General features: G+C 72.5%; 19 protein-coding genes. 17 read left to right on the forward strand and 2 right to left on the reverse strand.

The window, feature by feature from the left end:
- The first annotated feature begins 34 nt into the window (after positions 1-34).
- The 11 genes from ACY34M_RS34770 to hsaA all read left to right on the forward strand — a co-directional run bounded on the left by ACY34M_RS34770 (position 35) and on the right by hsaA (position 11,195).
- Positions 35-1,201: an acyl-CoA dehydrogenase family protein gene (locus tag ACY34M_RS34770; protein ID WP_462716688.1), complete on the forward strand. Its 1,167-nt coding sequence runs from the start codon at positions 35-37 to the stop codon at positions 1,199-1,201.
- A complete protein-coding gene (locus ACY34M_RS34775) occupies positions 1,198-2,148 on the forward strand; it encodes a bifunctional MaoC family dehydratase N-terminal/OB-fold nucleic acid binding domain-containing protein (protein WP_462716689.1) in 951 nt (316 codons plus the stop codon). Before ACY34M_RS34770 ends, ACY34M_RS34775 begins: the two co-directional genes overlap by 4 nt.
- A complete protein-coding gene (locus ACY34M_RS34780; RefSeq protein WP_462716690.1) occupies positions 2,148-3,257 on the forward strand; it encodes an acyl-CoA dehydrogenase family protein in 1,110 nt (369 codons plus the stop codon). Before ACY34M_RS34775 ends, ACY34M_RS34780 begins: the two co-directional genes overlap by 1 nt.
- Positions 3,254-3,709 carry a MaoC family dehydratase gene (locus tag ACY34M_RS34785; RefSeq protein WP_462716691.1) on the forward strand — a complete coding sequence of 152 codons (456 nt, stop codon included), beginning with the start codon at positions 3,254-3,256 and terminating at the stop codon, positions 3,707-3,709. The genes ACY34M_RS34780 and ACY34M_RS34785 overlap by 4 nt, the downstream gene beginning before the upstream one ends.
- On the forward strand, positions 3,706-4,887 hold the full coding sequence (locus ACY34M_RS34790; protein ID WP_462716692.1) for a lipid-transfer protein: 1,182 nt from the start codon (positions 3,706-3,708) through the stop codon (positions 4,885-4,887). The genes ACY34M_RS34785 and ACY34M_RS34790 overlap by 4 nt, the downstream gene beginning before the upstream one ends.
- Complete coding sequence (locus ACY34M_RS34795) at positions 4,884-5,744, forward strand: MaoC/PaaZ C-terminal domain-containing protein (protein ID WP_462716693.1); 861 nt, start codon at positions 4,884-4,886, stop codon at positions 5,742-5,744. Before ACY34M_RS34790 ends, ACY34M_RS34795 begins: the two co-directional genes overlap by 4 nt.
- The gene (locus ACY34M_RS34800; protein WP_462716694.1) at positions 5,737-6,525 is read left to right on the forward strand and encodes a 2-keto-4-pentenoate hydratase; all 789 of its coding nucleotides are present in this window, start codon (positions 5,737-5,739) and stop codon (positions 6,523-6,525) included. The genes ACY34M_RS34795 and ACY34M_RS34800 overlap by 8 nt, the downstream gene beginning before the upstream one ends.
- A gap of 124 nt (positions 6,526-6,649) precedes the next feature.
- Complete coding sequence (locus ACY34M_RS34805; RefSeq protein WP_462716695.1) at positions 6,650-7,582, forward strand: 3-oxoacyl-ACP reductase; 933 nt, start codon at positions 6,650-6,652, stop codon at positions 7,580-7,582.
- Between the two features lie 22 nt (positions 7,583-7,604).
- On the forward strand, positions 7,605-8,399 hold the full coding sequence (locus tag ACY34M_RS34810) for an SDR family NAD(P)-dependent oxidoreductase (protein ID WP_462716696.1): 795 nt from the start codon (positions 7,605-7,607) through the stop codon (positions 8,397-8,399).
- Positions 8,400-8,404: 5 nt separating this feature from the next.
- Positions 8,405-10,006 (forward strand): FadD3 family acyl-CoA ligase, encoded by a 1,602-nt coding sequence (locus ACY34M_RS34815; RefSeq protein WP_462716697.1) that lies wholly within the window; start codon positions 8,405-8,407, stop codon positions 10,004-10,006.
- 22 nt (positions 10,007-10,028) lie between these two features.
- Positions 10,029-11,195 (forward strand): 3-hydroxy-9,10-secoandrosta-1,3,5(10)-triene-9,17-dione monooxygenase oxygenase subunit, encoded by a 1,167-nt coding sequence (gene hsaA, locus ACY34M_RS34820; RefSeq protein WP_462716698.1) that lies wholly within the window; start codon positions 10,029-10,031, stop codon positions 11,193-11,195.
- Between the two features lie 27 nt (positions 11,196-11,222).
- Here hsaA and ACY34M_RS34825 read toward each other — a convergent pair whose 3' ends face one another.
- Together ACY34M_RS34825 and ACY34M_RS34830 are read right to left on the reverse strand one after the other, a co-directional pair.
- Positions 11,223-12,002: an SDR family oxidoreductase gene (locus tag ACY34M_RS34825; RefSeq protein ID WP_462717195.1), complete on the reverse strand. Its 780-nt coding sequence runs from the start codon at positions 12,000-12,002 to the stop codon at positions 11,223-11,225.
- Between the two features lie 180 nt (positions 12,003-12,182).
- Positions 12,183-12,800, reverse strand: a complete 618-nt coding sequence (locus ACY34M_RS34830) for a TetR family transcriptional regulator (protein ID WP_462716699.1) — start codon at positions 12,798-12,800, stop codon at positions 12,183-12,185.
- 315 nt (positions 12,801-13,115) lie between these two features.
- Here ACY34M_RS34830 and ACY34M_RS34835 point away from each other — a divergent pair, with 315 nt between their 5' ends.
- The 6 genes from ACY34M_RS34835 to nrfD all read left to right on the forward strand — a co-directional run bounded on the left by ACY34M_RS34835 (position 13,116) and on the right by nrfD (position 20,733).
- Entirely contained in the window at positions 13,116-14,279 is a 1,164-nt protein-coding gene (locus ACY34M_RS34835; RefSeq protein WP_462716700.1) for a Rieske 2Fe-2S domain-containing protein, read from the forward strand.
- Positions 14,276-14,563, forward strand: a complete 288-nt coding sequence (locus ACY34M_RS34840; protein WP_462716701.1) for a ferredoxin — start codon at positions 14,276-14,278, stop codon at positions 14,561-14,563. The genes ACY34M_RS34835 and ACY34M_RS34840 overlap by 4 nt, the downstream gene beginning before the upstream one ends.
- On the forward strand, positions 14,553-15,320 hold the full coding sequence (locus tag ACY34M_RS34845; protein WP_462716702.1) for an SDR family NAD(P)-dependent oxidoreductase: 768 nt from the start codon (positions 14,553-14,555) through the stop codon (positions 15,318-15,320). The genes ACY34M_RS34840 and ACY34M_RS34845 overlap by 11 nt, the downstream gene beginning before the upstream one ends.
- Positions 15,321-15,554: 234 nt before the next feature.
- A complete protein-coding gene (gene fdh, locus ACY34M_RS34850) occupies positions 15,555-18,824 on the forward strand; it encodes a formate dehydrogenase (RefSeq protein WP_462716703.1) in 3,270 nt (1,089 codons plus the stop codon).
- Positions 18,821-19,768, forward strand: coding sequence for a 4Fe-4S dicluster domain-containing protein (locus ACY34M_RS34855; RefSeq protein WP_462716704.1), 948 nt, complete (start codon positions 18,821-18,823; stop codon positions 19,766-19,768). Before fdh ends, ACY34M_RS34855 begins: the two co-directional genes overlap by 4 nt.
- Positions 19,765-20,733, forward strand: coding sequence for an NrfD/PsrC family molybdoenzyme membrane anchor subunit (nrfD, locus tag ACY34M_RS34860; protein ID WP_462716705.1), 969 nt, complete (start codon positions 19,765-19,767; stop codon positions 20,731-20,733). The genes ACY34M_RS34855 and nrfD overlap by 4 nt, the downstream gene beginning before the upstream one ends.
- Positions 20,734-20,738 lie beyond the last annotated feature (5 nt).

Genomic DNA, 20,738 nt, shown 5'->3' on the forward strand with positions numbered 1-20,738 from the left:
GCCCGCGAGGACACGAGAGGACTGGAGAGACCACATGCACCTGCGCGAGAGCGCCGCGCAGCTCGAACTGCGCCGCGAGCTGAGGGCGTACTTCTCGGGGCTGCTGCCCGAGGACGAACGGCGCCGCGCCGGCGAGGAGGGCGTGGGCGGCCCCCGCTTCCGCGAGATCGTCGGCCGGCTCGGCTCCGACGGCTGGCTCGGCATCGGCTGGCCCGAGGAGTACGGCGGCCAGGGACGGTCGTTCGAGGAGCAGTACGTGTTCTTCGACGAGGTCCAACGGGCGGGCCTGCCCTTCCCGTTCGTCACCGTCAACACGGTCGGGCCCACGCTCATGGCGTACGGCACCGAGGAGCAGAAGAAGCGGTTCCTGCCCGGGATCCTCTCCGGCGACATTGTCTTCGCGATCGGCTACACCGAGCCGGGCGCGGGCACCGACCTGGCGTCGCTCAGCACCCGCGCGGTGCGCGACGGCGACCACTTCACCGTCGACGGCGGCAAGATCTTCACGAGCGGCGCCAACACGGCCGACCACGTGTGGCTGGCCGCCCGCACCGACCCCGACGCGGCGAAGCACCGCGGCATCTCCATCCTGATCGTGCCCACCGACGCCGAGGGCTTCTCCTGGAGCCCCATCCACACCGTCGGCGGCATGGTCGTCACCGCCACCTACTACGACGGCGTACGCGTGCCCGCCGCCGACGTGGTCGGCGAGGTGAACGGCGGCTGGCGGCTGATGACGGCCCAGCTCAACCACGAACGCATCGGCCTGGCCGCCCTGGGCGGGCGCATGATCCAGCTGTGGGAACGGGTCCTGGAGTGGGCCGGGGACAACGGCGCCCTCGACCAGCCATGGGTCCGCCGGGAGTTCGCCCGCACCCACGCCCGCCTGGAGGCGATGCGGCTGATGAACTGGAAGATGACCGACGCCGTCGCCCACGACCGGCTCACCGGCGCGGACGCCGGCGCCGCCAAGACGTACGGCACCGAGACCCACATCGACGTGCAGCGCACCCTGAGCCAGATCCTCGGCGCGGCGGGCCGCATCCGGCCCGAGTCGCCCGGCGCGGCCCTGGCCGGACAGGTCGAACAGCTCTCCCGGCAGGGCATCGTCAACACCTTCGGGGGCGGTGTCAACGAGGTGCTGCGCGACATGGTCGCCGTCCAGGGGCTCGGCCTTCCCCGCAAGGGGCGTGGACAGTGAGCACGCCGAGCGAGGACTACGAGACACGGCTCCAGGCCTTCACAGGGCGTGAGTTGAGCCCCCTCACACCCGGCCAGGACCCGGTCAACCAGCCGATGATCCGGCACTGGGCCGAGGCGATGGGCGACACCAACCCGGTCTACGTCGACGGAGCGGCGGCCCGCGCCACCGGACGGCCGGGCGTCGTCGCGCCCGCGTCGATGGTGCAGGCGTGGACGATGCGCGGCTACGCCGCCACCGTCGACCCGCCGCCCGGCCGCCGCGGCTTCGACGAACTGGTCGCACTCCTCGACGAGGGCGGATACACCTCGGTCGTGGCGACCGACTCGGAACTGGAGTTCAGCCGCGAACTCGTGCCCGGTGACCACGTCCGCGTACAGGAAGTCGTGGAGTCGATCTCGGCGGAGAAGCAGACGGGGCTCGGCGCGGGCCGCTTCGTCACCACCCTGAAGACCTACCGCGACCAGGACGGCGAGATGGTCGCCACGCAGCGCTGGCGCACCCTGCGCTTCCGGCCCGCCGCCCCGACTCCCGCACGGCCACAGCGCCCCCGACCCGCCCTCAACCGGGACAACGCCTTCTGGTTCGAGGCGGCCAAGGAGCACCGGCTGCTCATCCAGCGCTGCGTGTCCTGCACGGCCCTGCGCCACCCGCCCGGCCCCTGCTGCCCGCACTGCGGCTCCTTCGAGTGGGACGCCGTGGAGGCCTCGGGGCGCGGCCGTGTCCATAGCTTCACGGTCAACCACCACCCCCGGCACCCGGCGTTCGACTACCCGCTCGTCGTCGCGGTCGTCGAACTCGGCGAGGGCACACGGCTGATCACCAACCTGACCGGCATCGCGCCGCAGGACGTCACCGTCGACCTGCCCGTCGTCCTCGACTGGCTCGACGCCGACCCCGACCTGTCCCTGCCGGTGTTCCGGCCCGTCGCCACGGAGGACCGCTGATGGACTTCTCGCTGGGAGAAGACCTCGAAGAACTGAGGAACCTGGCCCGTGAGATCTTCACGGACCACGCCACGCCCGAACGGCTGCGGGCCGTCGAGATGTCCGCCACCCGCGTCGACGACAAGCTCTGGGCGGACCTGGCGGCGGCGGGACTGCTCGCCGCCCCGCTCCCCGAAGAGGCCGGCGGCGCCGCCCTGGACCTGCCCGGACTCTGCGTCCTGCTGGAGGAACAGGGCCGCCGCGTGGCACCCGTACCGCTGTGGCCCGCTGTCCTCGGAGCCCTGGCCGTCGCCGCGCACGGCTCGGCCGAGCAGCGCGCCGCCCTGCTCCCGCACGCCGCCGACGGTACGGGCCGGATCACCCTGGCCCTGGAGGAGTTCGCCCCCGCGGACCCGGCCGCGCCGCTGACCACGGCCGCACCCGAGGGCACCGGCTGGCGGCTCACCGGCACCAAGGCAGCCGTACCGTCACCGGCGGGCGCCGGGCACGTGCTGGTCGCCGCCACCACCGACGCGGGCCCCGGCCTCTTCCTCGTCTGCCGCGACGCGCCCGGCGCGACCTGGACACCGGCCGAGACCACCACCCACGAGCTGAGCGCCCACCTCGACCTCGACGGGACCCCCGCCGAGCAGGTCGGCACCCCCGGCAGCGGCGTGCTGGAATGGGCCGTCGACCGGGCGCGCACGGCGCTCGCCGCCGTCCAACTGGGCGTCGCGCAGGGCGCGGTGCGGTACGCGGCCGACCACCTGGGCGGGCGCGAGCAGTTCGGCCGTCCGCTCGCCACCTTCCAGGCCGTCCAGCACCAACTCGCCGACTGTGTCATCGAGATCGACGCGATGCGCGTGACCCTGTGGCAGGCGGTGACCGCGCTCGCGGACGGTCAGGACACCGAGCAGGCGGTGCTGGTCGCCAAGTGGTGGGCCGGTGAGGGCGGTTCGAACGTGGTCCACCGCGTCCAGCACGTGCACGGCGGCATCGGCGTCGACACCGACTACCCGGTGCACCGCCATTTCCTGTGGGGCAGACAGCTCGCGACCACCCTCGGCGGGGCCGCCGCCGACCTGTCCCGGCTCGGCGACGTCCTGGCCGACAGGGCGGTGACCGCGTGAGCACGCCGAGGAGCCGCAGGTACGAGGACATCACGGTCGGCGAGGAGCTGCCGCCGCTCGACATCCCGGTGACCCGGACCCTGATCGTCGCCACGGCCCTGGCGAGCCGCGACTACCAGGACGTGCACCACGATCCCGAACTGGCCCGCGAGCGCGGGTCGAAGGACGTCTTCATGAACATACTGACCAGCAACGGCCTGGTCGACCGGTACGTCACCGGATGGGCGGGACCGGCCGCGACCGTCCGCTCGATCCGCGTCCGGCTGGGCGCCCCCAACCACCCCGGCGACACCATGGTGCTCACCGGCACGGTCACCGCCAAGGACGACGAGGACGCCCGCGTCGAGATCGCCGTGCGCGGCACCAACAGCCTCGGCGCACACGTCACCGGATCCGTCGCCGTGCGGCTCCCGCGCCTGCCGAGCCCTTCGAAGGAGGTCGGTGCGCCATGAGCACGACCGCTCTGACGGGCAGCGCCGCCGTCGTCGGCATCGGCGCCACCGAGTTCTCCAAGAACTCCGGGCGCAGCGAGCTCCAACTCGCCTGTGAGGCCGTCCTCGCGGCCCTCGCCGACGCGGGCCTCACCCCCGCCGACGTCGACGGCCTGGTCAGCTTCACCGCCGACACCAACGGCGAGATCCACGTGGCCCGCAACACCGGCATGGGCGAGCTGACCTTCTTCTCCCGCATCGGCTACGGCGGCGGAGCAGGCTGCGCGACCGTGCAGCAGGCGGCCATGGCCGTCGCCTCGGGCGCCGCCGAAGTCGTCGTCTGCTACCGCGCCTTCAACGAACGCTCCGGCGAGCGCTACGGCCTCGGGCAGGCGGACCGGGCCATGGACACCGGCGCGGACCGGGCCGCGTACTCCTGGATGACGCCGTTCGGCCTGAACACGCCCGCCCAGTGGGTCGCCATGTTCGCCCGGCGCTATCTGCACGAGTACGGCGCCACCAGCGAGGACTTCGGCCGGGTCGCGGTCCTGGACCGCAAGCACGCCGCGAACAACCCGGCCGCCTGGTTCCACGGCCGGCCCATCACCCTTGCCGACCACCAGAGTTCACGCTGGATCGCCGAACCGCTGCGACTCCTCGACTGCTGCCAGGAGACCGACGGCGGCCAGGCCCTGGTGATCGTCTCCGCCGAACGCGCCCGCGACCTGCGCCACCCGCCCGCCGTGGTCCTGGGCGCCGCCCAGGGCTCGGGCGCCGACCAGCACATGATGACCAGCTACTACCGCGACCGCATCAGCGGCATCCCGGAAATGGGCCTGGTCGGACGGCAGTTGTACGCGCAGAGCGGCCTCGGCCCCGACGACATCGACGCCGCCGTCCTCTACGACCACTTCACCCCGCTGGTGCTGCCGCAACTGGAGGAGCTGGGCTTCTGCGGCACCGGCGAGGCGAAGGACTTCATCGTCGACGGCCACCTCGAACTCGGCGGCAGACTCCCGACGAACACCCACGGCGGTCAGCTCGGCGAGGCCTACCTGCACGGCATGAACGGCATCGCCGAGGCCGTCCGCCTCGTCCGCGGCACCTCGGTGAACCAGCCCGAGAACGTCGGACACGTCCTGGTCACCGCCGGCACGGGAGTGCCCACCAGCGGACTCGTCCTGGGAGCCGACCGATGACCGGGTCGCCGTGGCGCGGCCACGACCTCGGCAGCCGCACCGTCGCCTACACCGAACGCGACGCGATCCTCTACGCGCTCGCGGTCGGCGCCCGCGCCGGCGACCTCGACCTGGTCTTCGAGGAACGCCTGCGGGTCCTGCCGACGTTCGCGCTGACCCTGGCCCAGTGGGCCCCCGACGCCCTCGGCGCGCTCGGTGCCTTCGACATCACGACCGCGGTGCACGGCGCCCAGCGCCTCACCGTGCGCCGTCCGCTGCCCAGGGCGGGGGAGGTGACGATGACGGCCCGCGTCGCCGAGGTGTGGGACAAGGGCGGCGCCGCCGTCTTCGACGTCGAGGTGGACAGCGAGCACTTCCTGGCGACCTGGTCCCTGTTCGCCCCCGGCAGCGGCGGCTTCGGCGGCGGGCGCGGGCCCGGCTCCCCGAAGCGTCCCGAAGGGCCCGCCGACCACGAGCTGACCGTGGCGACACACCCCGAACAGGCCGCCCAGTACCGGCTGCTCGGCGACCGGCACCCCATGCACATCGACCCGGCCGCGGCCCGCGCGGCGGGCATGCCCCGGCCGTTCCTGCACGGCCTGTGCACCCTCGCCGCCCTCACCCTGCCCGCCGCCCCGATCCTCGGTGCCCACCCGGCCGACCTCACGGACCTGGAGGCCCGCTTCAGCGCCCCGGTCTTCCCCGGCGACCGGCTCACCGCCGAAGCCTGGGACGACGGCGCCGACGGCCTGCGCCTGGAGGCGTCGGCGTACGGCCGACCGGTCCTGACCGGAGTCCGGGCCCGGTTCACCCCCGCGCCCCGGCCGGAACTCCCCGCCGAAGCCCCACGACAGCACAAGGAGACGTTCGATGCTTGACGAGTCGCAGCGCGCGGCAGCCGCCGACCTGTTGTCGCGGGCGGAACGGGACCGCGCCCCCGTCGGCCCGCTCACCGCGACGTTTCCCGGCATCGACGTCGTGGACGCCTACGAGATCCAACTGCGCAACATCCGCGGGCGGTTGCGGCAGCCCGGCGTGTCCGTGCGCGGCCACAAGGTGGGCCTGTCCTCCGAGGTCATGCAGCGGATGATGGGCGTCGACGAACCGGACTACGGCCATCTGCTCTCGGACATGGTGCTCTCCGAGGACACCCCGGTGGAGGCGGGCCGCTACTGCGCCCCGCGCGTCGAGGTGGAGATCGGCTACGTACTCGGCGACAGCCTGCCCGGCGAGGACTGCACCGAGAAGGACGTGCTCGCCGCGACGGAGTACGTCGTCGCCTCCCTCGAACTCATCGACAGCCGGATCGCCGACTGGCGGATAGGGCTTGCCGACACCATCGCCGACAACGCCTCGTCTGCAGGCGTCGTCCTCGGCGCGACACGGATCGCTCCGGGCGATCTGGACCTGGCCGACATCGGCGCCGTGCTGTTCCGGGGCGGCGAGGAGATCGCGCGCGGCCGCACCAGCGCCGTCCTCGGCGACCCGACGGTGGCCGTCGCGTGGCTGGCCCGCAAGGTCGCGGCGTTCGGCGTGCGGCTTGAGGCGGGACACGTGATCCTGCCGGGCTCGTGCACGGCCGCCGTCGACGCCGGGCCGGGGGACGACTTCCGGGCCGAGTTCGACGGGCTGGGCGAGGTGTCGGTCCGGTTCGTCTAGGCGCGGACCGCGACCGGTCGGCCGGACAACCCACTGAGCGGGACGGCCGCGGAGGTGGAACCAGAATTCGTACTAGTTTCGCCGAGCCGTATCCGCCACGCAGCACAGGAACGAAAGAGGCAGCATGAGCACGAGGACCAGCCTGGAAGGGCGCACCGCCGTCGTCACGGGGGCCGGGGCCGGCCTGGGCCGCAGTGAGGCGCTGGCGCTCGCGGCGCAGGGCGCGAACGTCGTCGTCAACGACGTGGGTCCCGCCGCCGACGACGTCGTCGCCGAGATCAAGGCCCTCGGCCGCGAGGCCGTCGCGGTCACCGGTGACATCGGCGACTGGTCGATGGGCGACCGACTGGTCCGCACCGCCGTGGAGACCTTCGGCGGCCTCGACATCGTCGTCAACAACGCGGGCATCCTGCGCGACAAGATGGTGTTCAACCTGACCGAGTCCGACTGGGACGACGTCATCCGCATCCACCTCAAGGGCCACGCGGCGGTCGTCCGCGCCGCGGCCGCGCACTGGCGGGCCGCCAGCAAGGCCGCGGGCGGCCCGGTCTACGGACGGGTCGTCAACACCTCGTCCGAGGCCTTCCTGTTCGGCGCCCCCGGCCAGCCCAACTACTCCGCGGCGAAGGCGGGCATCACCGCCCTCACCCTCGCCACCGCGCAGGGCCTCGCCCGCTACGGCGTCCGCGCCAACGCCATCTGCCCGCGCGCCCGCACCGCCATGACCGCCGACGCGTTCGGCACCGGCGCGACCCCCGAGGGCGGCCTCGACATCATGGCCCCGGAGCGGGTCGCGACGTTCGTCGGCTACCTCGCGTCCCCGGCGGCCGAGGACATCAACGGTCAGGTCTTCGTCGTCTACGGCGACATGGTCGCCCTCCTCGCGCCGCCCACCGTCGAGAAGAAGTTCACCGCCACCGACGGCACGTTCACGCCCGAGGAGCTGGAGGCCGGGCTCTCCCCGTACTTCTCCGGGCGCGACCCCCACCGCACCTTCGCCGCGTACAGCGTCGCCGCGCTCGACACCACGGGAACCCAGCCCACGCCGGGCAGCTGAGACACAGCCTGAAAGGAAGCCGATGATCGACAAAGACGTGTACGGCCCGTGGGCGGTCGTCGCCGGCGGGTCCGAGGGAGTGGGCGCCGCCTTCGCCCACCGGCTCGCCGACGCCGGGATCAACCTGGTGCTCGTCGCCCGCAGGCCAGGCCCCCTGGAGGAGACGGCCGCCGCCGTCCGCGCCAAGGGCGTCGAGGTGCGCTCCCTCCAGCTGGACCTGCTCGACCCCGCGGCGCCGAAGTCGATCCGCGCCGTCACCGACGGACTCGACGTCGGCCTGATCGTCTTCAACGCGGGAGCCAACAGCTACGGCCACGAGTTCGTCGGCGGCGAACTCGACCGCGTCCAGAGCGTGATCGACCTCAACATCACCTCACAGCTCGCGCTCACCCACCACTTCGGCGCGCTGATGAAGGAACGCGGTCGCGGCGGCATCCTGCTCGTCGGCTCCCTCGCGGGCTACATGGGCCAGGCGCGGCTGAGCGTCTACTCCGCCGTGAAGGCGTTCAGCCGGGTCTTCGCCGAGGGGCTGTGGCTGGAGCTCGCGCCGCACGGCGTACACGTCCTCGAACTCGTCCTCGGCGTGACCCGCACCCCCGCGATGGAACGCGCGGGCCTGCGCATGGACCTGCCGGGCCTCGACGTCGCCGACCCCGACGACGTCGCCCGCGAGGGCCTGGAACACCTGGCGGACGGGCCCCTGTGGGTGGCCGGCGGAAACCTCGCGACCGCCGCGAACCGCGCCGCCGTCCACGACCGCGCGCAGCTCGTCCGCGGCGCCCACGAGGCGTCCCAGCGGCTCCTGCCCAAGGAGTGAAGGACATGCCGACGGACCACGCCACCGTCCCGGCGGTCCTCGCCCGGGCCGCCGCGTCCTTCCCCGACGTGGAGGCCCTCGTCGACGGCGACCTGCGGCTGACCAACCGTCAACTGCACGAGGACGCCCTCGCGGTCACCAGATCCCTCCTCGCCCTGGGCGTCCGGCGCGGCGAACGGGTCGCACTGTGGGCGCCCAACAGCGCCCGCTGGATCACGGCCGCGCTCGGCGTGCTCGGCGCGGGCGCCGTCCTGCTCCCGGTGAACACCCGGTACAAGGGCGACGAGGCCCACTGGGTGCTGGAGAAGAGCCGCGCCCGGCTGCTGCTCGTCGAGAACGGCTTCCTCGGCAACGACTACCTGGACATGATCGGCGCCGTGGCGGGGGAGGGCGGGCCCGTGCCCGGCCTCCCCGAACTGGCCCACGTGGTCGACCTGGCCGACGGGCCCGACCGTGGTGCCGCCACGGCATGGCAGTCCTTCCTGCGCCTCGGTACCACCGTGCCCGCCGCCGAAGCCGCCGCCAGAGCCGCGCGCGTACGCGAGGACGACGTGTCGGACGTGCTGTTCACCTCCGGCACCACAGGACGCCCCAAGGGTGTGCTGACCACGCACCGCCAGAACGTCCGCACCTACCTGGCCTGGTCCGGGCGGACCGGACTCACCCGCGGCGACCGCTACTTGATCATCAGCCCGATGTTCCACTGCTTCGGCTACAAGGCGGGCGTCCTGGCCTGCCTGCTGCGCGGGGCGACCATGGTGCTCCAACCCGTCTTCGACGCCGCCGCGACCCTGCGGACCGTCCAGGACGAGGCCATCACCGTCCTGCCGGGACCGCCCACGATCTTCACCACGCTGCTGGACGCGCCCGGCCGCGACCGCCACGACCTGTCCTCGCTGCGCCTGGCCGTCACCGGCGCCGCGACCGTGCCGGTCGCCCTGGTCAAGCGCGTACGGGCGGAACTCTTCCCGGTCGTCGTCACCGCCTACGGACTCACCGAGTCCTGCGGCACCGTGACCGTCTGCCGCGCCGATGACGACGACGAGACCATCGCCCGCACGGCAGGACGCCCCATCGACGGCGTGGAGGTGCGCGTCGTCGACGCCGACCGCCGACCGCTGCCGGCGGGGCAGGACGGCGAGGTCCTCGTCCGCGGCCACAACGTGATGCTCGGCTACCTGGACGACCCGCGGGCCACCGCCGAGGCGGTCGACGCCGACGGCTGGCTCACCACCGGGGACGTAGGACACCTCGACGAGGGCGGACGGCTGACTCTCACCGGACGGTCGAAGGAGATGTTCGTCGTCGGCGGGTTCAACGTCTACCCGGCGGAGATCGAGCAGCTCCTGAGCCGGCACGACGCCGTCTCCGAGGCCGCCGTCGTCGGCATCCCCGACGAGCGGTTGGGAGAGGTGGGACGCGCCTATGTCGTCCTGCGCCCCGGCGCCGACATCGCCCCGGAGCAGCTGACCGCCTTCTGCCGCGAACGCCTGGCGAACTTCAAGGTGCCCCGCGAGGTCGTCGTCCTCGACGCCTTCCCGCGCAACGCCGCAGGCAAGATCCGCAAGACCGAACTGGACCTCCGGACCGCCCCGGACGCCCGGTAGCACATGCGAAAGGGACGACACGATGGGCAACACGGTGCTTGAGACGGTGCGGGAGCTGCTCCCGGCCGTCGCGGACCGGGCCGCGGCCACCGACGAGAAGGGGCGCGTGCCCGAGGAGACCGTGCGCGAGCTGACCGACGCCGGTGTCTTCCGCATGCTCCAGCCCCGCCCCTTCGGCGGACAGGAGGCCGACCCGCTCGACTTCTACCAGGTCGTACGGGCCATCTCGGCGGCCTGCTGCTCCACCGGCTGGATCACCTCCGTACTGGGCGTGCACCCCTGGCAGTTGGGGCTCTTCACCGCCGAGGCGCAGACCGAGGTGTGGGGCGAGGACCCCGACACCCTGATCTCGTCCGCGTACGCGCCCGTGGGCCGGCTCACCCCCGTCGACGACGGCTACCGGCTCACCGGCCGCTGGAGCTTCTCCTCCGGCTGCGGCTACGCCCGCTGGGCCCTGCTCGGCGCCCTCGTCGTCGGCGACCAGGGGCGGCCCGTGGACTTCCTGACGGTGCTCGTGCCTCGATCCGACTACCGGATCGAGGAGGCCTGGGACGTCGTGGGGCTGCGCGGCACCGCCAGCGACGACATCGTCGTCGAGCGGGCGCACGTCCCCCGGCACCGGGTGATCCGCAACTACGAACAGGCCCAGCTGAAGGGCCCCGGCCAGAAGGTCAACCCGGGCCCGCTGTACCGGCTGCCGTTCGCCGCCGTGTTCACCAGCGCCGTCACCGCGCCCATCGTCGGAGCGGTCGCGGGCGGCTACGCGTCCTACGTCGGCCGCATGCGGGAACGGGCCCGGCTCAGCCTGGGCGGCGGCCGGTTCGCCGAGGACCCGCACACCCAGGTGGCGGTCGCGCGCGCGGCGTCCGAGATCGACGCGACCGTTCTGCAAATGGACCACAACATCAGGGAGTTGACCGCGCGCGTCGCCGCGGGCCGGGACATCCCGATGGAACTGCGTCTGCGCACGCGCCGGGACCAGGTGCGCGGCACCGAACGCGCCGTCGCCGCGATCGACCTGCTGTTCAAGACGGCCGGCGGCCACTCGCTGCGGCGCGGCAACCCGATCGAACGGGTCTGGCGCGACGCCCACGCGGGCAGCGTGCACGTCGCCAACGACGTGGAGCGGACACTGGCCATGTATGGCCGCGACGCGTTGGGCCTGACCGTCGAGGACAACCTGATCTGAGCCCGTGCCCGGCGGTCTGCCCCCGGTTCACCGCGTGCCGGACGTCCTCGCCGCGAAGTAGCGGGCGGGCAGTTCGCCCCCGCCGTGCACGGCGACATCGGCCCCGTTGACGTAGCGCGCCAGATCCCCGGCCAGGTAGAGGCAGGTCCGGGCGACGTCCGCGGGGACGGCCATCCGCCCCATCGGGATCACACCCGCGACGGCGGCGCCGCCGTCCTCGCCGTACACGGACGCTGCGCTCTCGGTGCGGATGAGGCCGGTGGTGATGTGGTTGACGCGCACCTTGGGCGCCCACTCCAGGGCCAGGGCGCGGGTGAGGCCGAGCAGCCCGGCCTTCGCCGCCGAGTAGGCGGCGGTGCCCGGCTGCGGGTCGTGGGCGGAGACGCTGCCGATGTTGACGACCGAGCCGCCCTCGTCCTGCTCCCGCATCACCCGGTTCGCCGCCTGCGCGGTGTAGAACGGCGCCAGCAGATTCAGCGCGACGATCTTCTCGACGAAGCGCGGCGAGACGGTCGCCGCGTCGGCGTCGGGGGAGCCGCCCGCATTGTTGACCAGGACGTCAAGCCGTCCGAACCGCTCGACCGCCGCCGCCACGAGACCGTTCGCGGCCTCGGGGTCACGCACGTCGGCGGGCACGAACACCGCCTGTCGGCCGTCCGCGGTCGGCAGGGAACCCGGCTCGCCCCGCCCGCAGACCACGACGTGCGCCCCGGCGGCGAGGAAGGTCTCGGCGATGGCGAAGCCGATGCCTTTCGTCCCGCCCGTCACCACGACGACCCGGCCCGTGAAGTCCAGGGCGCGCTCCATGAAGTCCCGTGAGCTGCCGATGTCCGTGATTCCGCTGTCCGTGATCGTGCTGTCCATGATTCCGCCCTCCTCGCCGGGGAGTGGCCCGGCGGCCGTCGTCGTGGATCCCGATCGAAGCAGCCGGGGCACGCGGGGGCGGGGACGGTCCCGATGACCGGGAACCGCGGAAGGCCGGGAGGCTCAGGCCCCGGTGGCGTTCGAGCGGGCGCCGAGCAGCACCTCGCACGCGAGCCGGATCTCGGTCTCCGCGTCGGTGTGGGTGGTGTGCCCGTAGATCGCGGCGACGAGCACCCCGTGCCAGCTCTTCATCAGCAGCCGGATCAGCCGGTCGTCCCGGTCCGTGGGGTGGACGAGCCCGAGCAGCCTGAGCACCGTGCGGTGCACCTTGGCCTCGATCCCCGCGGCCTCGCTGACCGTGGCGGTGTGCGCGGCGTAATTGCTCTGCATCATCGCGCTCGCCAGCAGCGGAGTGCGCAGCATGTGCCGCGTCGAGCGCAGCAGGGTCTCCGCGACGGCGTCCACGGGGTCGGCGGCGCCGAGGATCTCCGGCGACTCGTCGTCCATGTGGTCGACCTGGTCGGACATGATCGCGGTGAACAGGTGGGTCTTGGAGGGGAAGTACCGGTAGAGCGTGGCGATGGCGACGCCGGCCTCCTTGGCCACGTCGTGCATCTGCACATGGTCCAGGCCCCGCTCGGCACCGAGGCGCGCCGCGACGTCGAGGATGCGCGCGTACCGCGCCTTCTGCCCGGGCGACTGCGGCTCGGCCGCGGGTCGGGGCTCGGCGACTCTGGGCACGGTTCCACTCCTCCGGCTCGTGATCGCGTCCTTCGGCACCCGATGCTATCGGTGCCGCGCCCCCGTCGGCCTGCGGCCGTCCGCCGTACGCCGTGCTTCGGGCGGGAGGCGCCCGCGGACCCAGGACACAGGAGGCCCGCCCGCCCCATCCCAGCGCCTTGGGCCACCGCCGCGCACGGACCCGTACCGCTCAGTGGGACCGCCCGGCCGACCGGCCCGGCGCGCGCCGTACGTTCCGGGAGACGTCGCCGCCGAGCGACGCGCACCCGCTCCGAACCGTGCCGAGCGCAGGCTCGGTGGAAGGGAAGGCCACAGATGACCAGCTCGCCCGAGGTCCGCACGATCGAGGCGGACGCCCTTCCGGCCCGCTTCGCCCGCGGCTGGCACTGCCTGGGGCTCGCCAGTGACTTCCACGACGGCGCGCCGCACACCGTCCGTGCCTTCGGGCAGAAACTGGTCGTGTGGGCGTCGTCGGACGGCCGGCTCAACGTCCTCGACGCGTACTGCCGCCACATGGGCGGCGACCTCTCCCGCGGGACCGTGCAGGGCGACGACGTCGCGTGCCCCTTCCACTCCTGGCGCTGGGGCGGCGACGGACGCTGCACCCGGATCCCGTACGCCCGCCGGGTCCCGATGCGGGCGCGCACCGCCGCCTATCCGACCCTTCAGCAGGACGGCCTGCTGTTCGTCTGGAACGACCCGGAGGGCAAGCAGCCGCCCGAGGACGTGACGATTCCGCGGATCGAGGGAGCGGACAGCGACGAGTGGACCGACTGGTCCTGGTACTCCGTCACGATCGAGGGCTCCAACTGCCGCGAGATCGTCGACAACGTGGTGGACATGGCGCACTTCTTCTACGTGCACTACTCGTTCCCCACCCACTTCAAGAACATCTTCGAGGGGCACACGGCGACCCAGTTCATGAAGGGCGTCGGCCGCGAGGACGTGCGCCGCCCCCAGGCGGAGGGCAGCGGCGCACCCCAGATGCTGGGGCAGACCTCCCTGGCGACCTACCACGGCCCCTCGTTCATGATCGACGACCTCACGTACCACTACGCCGACGGCGATGTGAACTCCGTGCTGATCAACTGCCACTACCCGGTCGACGAGAACTCGTTCATGCTCCAGTACGGCATCATCGTGCGCAAGGCCGAGCACATGGGCGAGAGTGCGGAGGAAGTGGCCCGGAAGCTGGGCGAGTTCATCAAGATCGGCTTCGAGCAGGACGTCGAGATCTGGAAGAACAAGGCGCGTATCGACAACCCGCTGCTGTGCGAGGAGGACGGGCCGGTCTACCAACTGCGCCGCTGGTACGAGCAGTTCTACGTGGACGCCGGCGACGTGAGCGCCGAGATGACCGACCGGTTCGAGTTCGAGATCGACACGAGCCGGCCCAACGAGGCGTGGAAGGCCGAGATCGCGGCGAACCTCGCGCAGCGCACCGCCGAGGAGACGGCGGCGAGCGGGCCGGCCCGATGACGGTACGACCCGACAACCGCCTCCTCGACGCGCCGATGGTCCCCGTCTCCTGCGGGACCTGCGGCGCCCGGGTGGAGGCCCGCAAGAGCAGCTGGCAGCAGACCAGCATCCAGTGGAACGCCGAGGCCCTGCGCACCTGCGCGGAACGCGGCACCGGGGGACCCGCGACGCCGTTCACGGGCTGCCGCAGCCTGGTTTCGTCGATCGGCGAGGCCGCGCTCACCGGCCGGATCCGCGTCCGCAGCGACGACACGGACGGCGGGGGACACGACCATGCAGCTTGAGGGCCGCGTCGCGATCGTCACCGGCGGCGGCGACGGAATCGGCGCCGCGGTGGCCCGCCGGTTCGCCGCCGAGGGGGCGAGGGTCCTGATCGCGGAACGGAACGAGGAAACGGGCCGCGCCACCGCGGACCGGATCGGCGCCCGCTTCGTACGCACGGACGTCGGTGACAAGGCCCAGGTCCTGGCGATGGTCGACACGGCGGTCCGGGAGTGGGGCCGCCTCGACATCCTGGTGAACAACGCCTGGTCGCCCGGCGACGTGGGCCGGGTGGAGAACAAGACCGACGCGATGCTGGACCGCGGCCTCGGGATCGGCTTCTACGGCCCGTTCTGGGCGATGCGGGCGGCGTTCCCGCACATGAGACGGCAGGGCTGGGGCCGGGTCGTCAACATGTGCAGCCTCAACGGCGTGAACGCCCACATGGGAACCCTGGAGTACAACGCCGCCAAGGAGGCCCTGCGCACCCTCACCAGAACCGCCGCCAGGGAGTGGGCCCCGACCGGCGTGGTGGTCAACGCCGTCTGCCCCGGCGCGAAGAGCGCCGCCTACCACCGGATGATGCGCGAGCACCCCGAACTCGAAGCCCGGGCCGAAGCCGTGAACCCCATGGGCCGCATGGGCGACCCCGACCGGGACATCGCCCCGGTGGCCCTGTTCCTCGCGGGCGAGGGCACGCGCTACCTGACCGGCAACACCCTTTTCGTGGACGGCGGGGCGCACATCAACGGAGTCGCCTGGACCCCGGACCTGCCGTGACCCTCCCACTGCGCCGCCGACCCCTGCCCATCGGGGTCGGCCACGCGCGGGAAGTGTCGTCCCCCGGCTGCGGGGTACCTGGCGGCAGCGCGGGGACTTCCGTCGGCAGTGCCGACGCACCGTTTCGGTGGAGGTCTCCTCGTGGCGCCCGCGGTCACGGGCTGTAGTGCTTGAAGTCGCCGGCCGGACGCGTCCGCAAGAGACTCGTGACGAGCCGTATGCGTTGGAGGAGCGATGGGTGCCCGCAACCGGATCCTTGGCTGGCCGGTCCTTCGTCAGATCACCGGGGCCGATCCACTGGGGCGGGGCTCGGCCGCGATGTCGCCGCGCAGCGAGACCCTGCGACCACGGACGGACACCGCCGACCGGGTGGTGAAGTCGGTCTGTCCCTACTGCGCGGTCGGCTGCGGTCAGGAGATCTACGTCAAGGGCGAGCAGGTCGTCCAGATCGAGGGCGACCCGGACTCCCCGGTGAGCCGGGGCCGCCTGTGCCCGAAAGGGTCCGCGACGCTCCAGCTCACCACCGGGTCCGCCCGCCGTCACCAGGTCCTCTACCGGCGCCCCTACGCGCGCGACTGGGAGCCGCTCGATCTGGAGACGGCGATGGACATGGTCGCCGACCGCGTGGTCGAGACCCGGCGCCGCACCTGGGAGTGGGAGCACGAGGGACTGCGCACGGCCCGCACGCTCGGGATCGCCAGCCTCGGCGGCGCGACGCTGGACAACGAGGAGAACTACCTGATCAAGAAGCTGCTGACGGGGCTCGGCGTGGTCCAGGTGGAGAACCAGGCGCGGGTCTGCCACAGCTCCACCGTCGCCGGACTCGGCTCCTCCTTCGGGCGGGGCGGCGCCACCACGTTCATGCAGGACCTTCAGCACGCCGACTGCATCGTGATCCAGGGCTCGAACTTCGCCGAGGCGCACCCCGTCGGATTCCAGTGGGTGATGGAGGCCAAGGCGCGGGGCGCCCGCATCATCCACGTGGACCCGCGGTTCACCCGCACCAGCGCCCTGGCGGACCTGCACGTCCCCATCCGCGCGGGCAGCGACATCGCCTTCCTCGGCGGCATCATCAACCACGTCCTCACCGAGGAGAAGGACTTCCGCGAGTACGTGCTCGCCTACACGAACGCGGCGACGGTGGTGAGCGAGGACTTCCAGGACACCGAGGACCTCGGCGGTGTGTTCTCCGGCCTGAACGAGGAGCAGCGCCACTACGACCCCGTGAGCTGGCAGTACGAGGGCGAGGAGGTGCAGCAGCCCACCGGCGAGGTCGACGAGCAGTACGAGCGCCGCGTCGGCGAGGACGCGCGCTCCAGGATCAGCGCCGCCGGGGGAGCGGAGACGCAGGGCTCCGGCGGGGCGAGGGCCCCCGCCGCCCCGGTCCGCGACGAGACGCTCCAGCACCCCCGCTGCGTCTTCCAGATCCTCAAGCGGCACTACGCGCGCTACACCCCGGAGCTCGTCGAGCAGACCTGCGGGGTGCCGCGGGAGACGTTCCTCGAGGTGTGCGACGCGCTGACTTCGAACTCCGGCCGCGAACGGACCAGCGCCTTCGCCTACGCGGTCGGCTGGACCCAGCACTCGGTGGGCTCGCAGTACATTCGCGCGGCCAGCGTCCTGCAACTGCTGCTCGGCAACATCGGCCGCCCCGGCGGCGGCATCCAGGCGCTGCGCGGGCACGCCTCCATCCAGGGGTCCAGCGACATCCCGACCCTGTTCAACCTGCTCCCCGGTTATCTCCCGATGCCGCACGCGCACGCCCACGAGGACCTGGACGCGTTCGTCACGGCCAGCCGCACGGACAAGGGCTTCTGGGGCGAGATGCGCTCCTACTTCGTCAGCCTGCTCAAGGCGTACTACGGCGACGCCGCCACCGAGGACAACGACTTCTGCTTCGACCACCTCCCGCGCCTGACCGGCTCCCACAGCACGTACGACACCGTGCTCGCGCAGCTCGACGGCACGTGCAAGGGCTACTTCCTGATGGGGGAGAACCCCGCGGTCGGCTCGGCCAACACGCGTCTGCAGCGCATGGGCATGGCCGAGCTGGAGTGGCTGGTCGTACGGGACTTCTCGCTGATCGAGTCGGCGACCTGGTGGCAGGACGGACCGGAGATCGAGTCCGGGGAGATGCGCACCGAGGACATCGGCACGGAGGTCTTCTTCTTCCCCGCCGCGGCGCACACGGAGAAGTCCGGCTCGTTCACCAACACCAACCGCTGGCTGCAGTGGCACCACGCGGCGGTCGAGCCGGACGGCGACGCCCGCAGCGACCTGTGGTTCATGTACCACCTGGGCCGCCGCATCAAGGAGAAACTGGCGGCGTCCGACGACCCCATGGATCGGCCCGTCCAGGATCTGACCTGGGACTACCCGGTGGAGGGGCCGCTGCGCGAACCCGTCGCCGCCTCGGTCCTCGCCGAGATCAACGGGCACGGCCCGGACGGCGGACCGCTGTCCGCGTACACCGAGTTGAAGGACGACGGATCGACCCGGTGCGGCTGCTGGATCTACTGCGGTGTCTTCGCCGACGGTGTGAACCAGGCGGCCCGCCGCACCCCGCACACACAACAGGACTGGGTGGCCGCCGAGTGGGCCTGGGCGTGGCCTGCCAACCGGCGCATCCTCTACAACCGCGCCTCCGCCGCCCCCGACGGAACGCCCTGGAGCGACCGCAAGTCGTACGTGTGGTGGGACGAGCAGGCCGCACGGTGGACGGGGTACGACGTCCCCGACTTCGTGCCCGACCGCCGCCCGGACTACGAGCCGCCGGACGACGCCACGGGGCCCGACGCGCTGCGCGGCGACGACCCGTTCATCATGCAGGCCGACGGCAAGGGCTGGCTGTACGCGCCGGCCGGCCTGGAGGACGGCCCGCTCCCCACCCACTACGAGCCGCAGGACTCGCCCTTCGTCAACGCCCTCTACCCCGCGTGGTCGCGCTCGCCCACCCGGCAGCTGCGCCCGCGCGAGGGCAACCGATACCACCCGAGCGGCAACGAGCCCGGCGCCGACGTCTTTCCGTACGTCGTCACCACGCACCGCCTCACCGAACACTTCACGGCGGGCGGGATGAGCCGCTGGTCGACCTACCTGTCCGAGCTGCAGCCCGAGTTCTTCTGCGAGCTGTCCCCCCAACTCGCCGCCGAACGGGGGCTCGTGCACGGCGGCTGGGCGACCATCGTCACCGCGCGCAACGCCATCGAGGCGCGGGTGATGGTGACCGAGCGGCTGAAACCACTGACCGTGCACGGGCGGACGGTGCACCAGATCGGGCTGCCGTTCCACTGGGGGCCGAACGGAGTGTCCACGGGGGACGCCGCCAACGAACTGGTCGCGATCGCCCTCGACCCCAACTCCCACATCCAGGAGGACAAGGCGCTGACGGCCGACATCATCGCGGGCCGGCGCCCACGGGGCCCGGACCTGCCGAAGCTGGTCGCCGCGTACCGCAGCAGGGCCGGCATCACCGACGAGACGGGAACGGAGACGAAGAAGTGACCGGGAACCTGCTGAGCGGCCCAGAACCGGACCCGGCCCGCGACGCGGGCCACGAGGACGCCCCGCCACGGGTGGGGTTCTTCACCGACACATCCGTCTGCATCGGATGCAAGGCGTGCGAAGTCGCGTGCAAGGAGTGGAACGCGATCCCGCAGGACGGCCTGTCGCTGAGCGCGATGAGCTATGACAACACGCAGGGACTGGGCGGATCCACCTGGCGGCACGTCGCGTTCATCGAACAGTCGGCGCCCGTCGAAGGACCGCCGTCCCCCGAGGGACGCACCGCCCTGCCGGTGATCGGGACCGATACCGCCGAGACGGGCGACGCCGCCACACAGAGCAGCGGCGCCGACTCCGGCATGCGCTGGCTCATGTCGTCCGACGTGTGCAAGCACTGCACCCACGCCGCGTGCCTCGACGTGTGCCCCACGGGTTCGCTCTTCCGCACCGAGTTCGGCACCGTCGTCGTCCAGGAGGACATCTGCAACGGCTGCGGCTACTGCGTGCCCGCATGCCCGTACGGCGTCATCGAGCAACGCCCCTCCGACGGAAGGGCGTTCAAGTGCACCCTCTGCTACGACCGGCTCGGCGCCGGACAGGAACCGGCCTGTGCGAAGGCCTGCCCGACCGAGTCCATCCAGTTCGGCCCGCTCGACGAACTGCGCGAGCGGGCCGCCCTGCGCGTCGACCAACTGCACGACCAGGGGGTGGGCGAAGCCCGGCTCTACGGGCACGATCCCGAGGACGGCGTCGGCGGCGACGGAGCGTTCTTCCTGCTCCTCGACCGGCCCGAGGTGTACGGGCTGCCGCCTGACCCGGTGGTCACGACACGGGACCTGCCCGCGATGTGGAAGCACGCGGGCGCGGCGGCCCTGTCACTGGCCGGTGGCATCGCGATGTCCTTCGCGGTCCCGGCCGTCCTGCGAGGAAAGGCACGGCGATGAGCGCCACGGAACCACGACGGCGCGGCCGCAAGAGGCGCGGCGAGGAACTCATGGTGCCGCGCGCCGAGTTCGGCTCGTACTACGGCAGGCCGATCATCAAGGCCCCGTCCTGGGCCGCGCGCGACATCGCCGGCTACTTCTTCCTCGGCGGGCTCGCCGGAGCGGGCTCGGTGCTCGCGGCGGGGGCCCATCTCACAGGACGGCCGAGGACGGCCACCGCACTGAAGGCGTCGTCGCTCGCGTCGGTCACCCTGTCCGCGGCGGCGCTGGTCAACGACCTCGGTGTGCCCAGCCGCTTCCCGAACATGCTGCGGGTCGTCAAGCCCACCTCACCGATGAGCGTCGGCTCCTGGATCCTCAGTGCCTACGGTCCCGCGGCCGGCGTCGCCGCGCTGACCGCCGCCACCGGTCGGCTGCCCCGCACCGGTGCGGCGGCGACCGCAGGCGCCGCACTGCTCGGCCCCGCGCTCGCCACCTACACCGGGGTGCTGGCGGCGGACACCGCGGTGCCCGCCTGGCACGGCGCCCACCGTCAACTGCCGTACGTCTTCGGCGCATCGGCCACCGCGGCCGCTTCCGGCATGGCCCTCGTCCTGGGGCCCACGCGGGAGAACGCCCCGGCCGTCTGCGCTGCGGTGCTCGGCGCCGCGTCCGAGCAGGCCGCGCTGCGCGCCGCCGAACGCGACCTCGGCATGGTGGCGGAGACGTACCGGTCGGGGCGTGCGGGCACGCTGCTGCGCTGCGCCGAGGCCCTCACGGTCGCGGGCGCGGCGGGGGCTGCCCTGTTCGGCCGACGCAGCCGCCCGGCGGCCGTCGCGGCCGGCCTCGCCCTCCTCGCCGGCTCCGCGTGCACCCGGTTCGGCATCTTCGCGGCGGGCATCGCGTCCGCCGAAGACCCCTGGTACACGGTCGGCCCACAGCGCGCGGCCGAAAGCGCCGATCCCGACCGGCAGCACCAGCAGTGAGCCGG

The sequence above is a fragment of the Streptomyces sp. EDA2-14 genome (genome assembly GCF_054963755.1).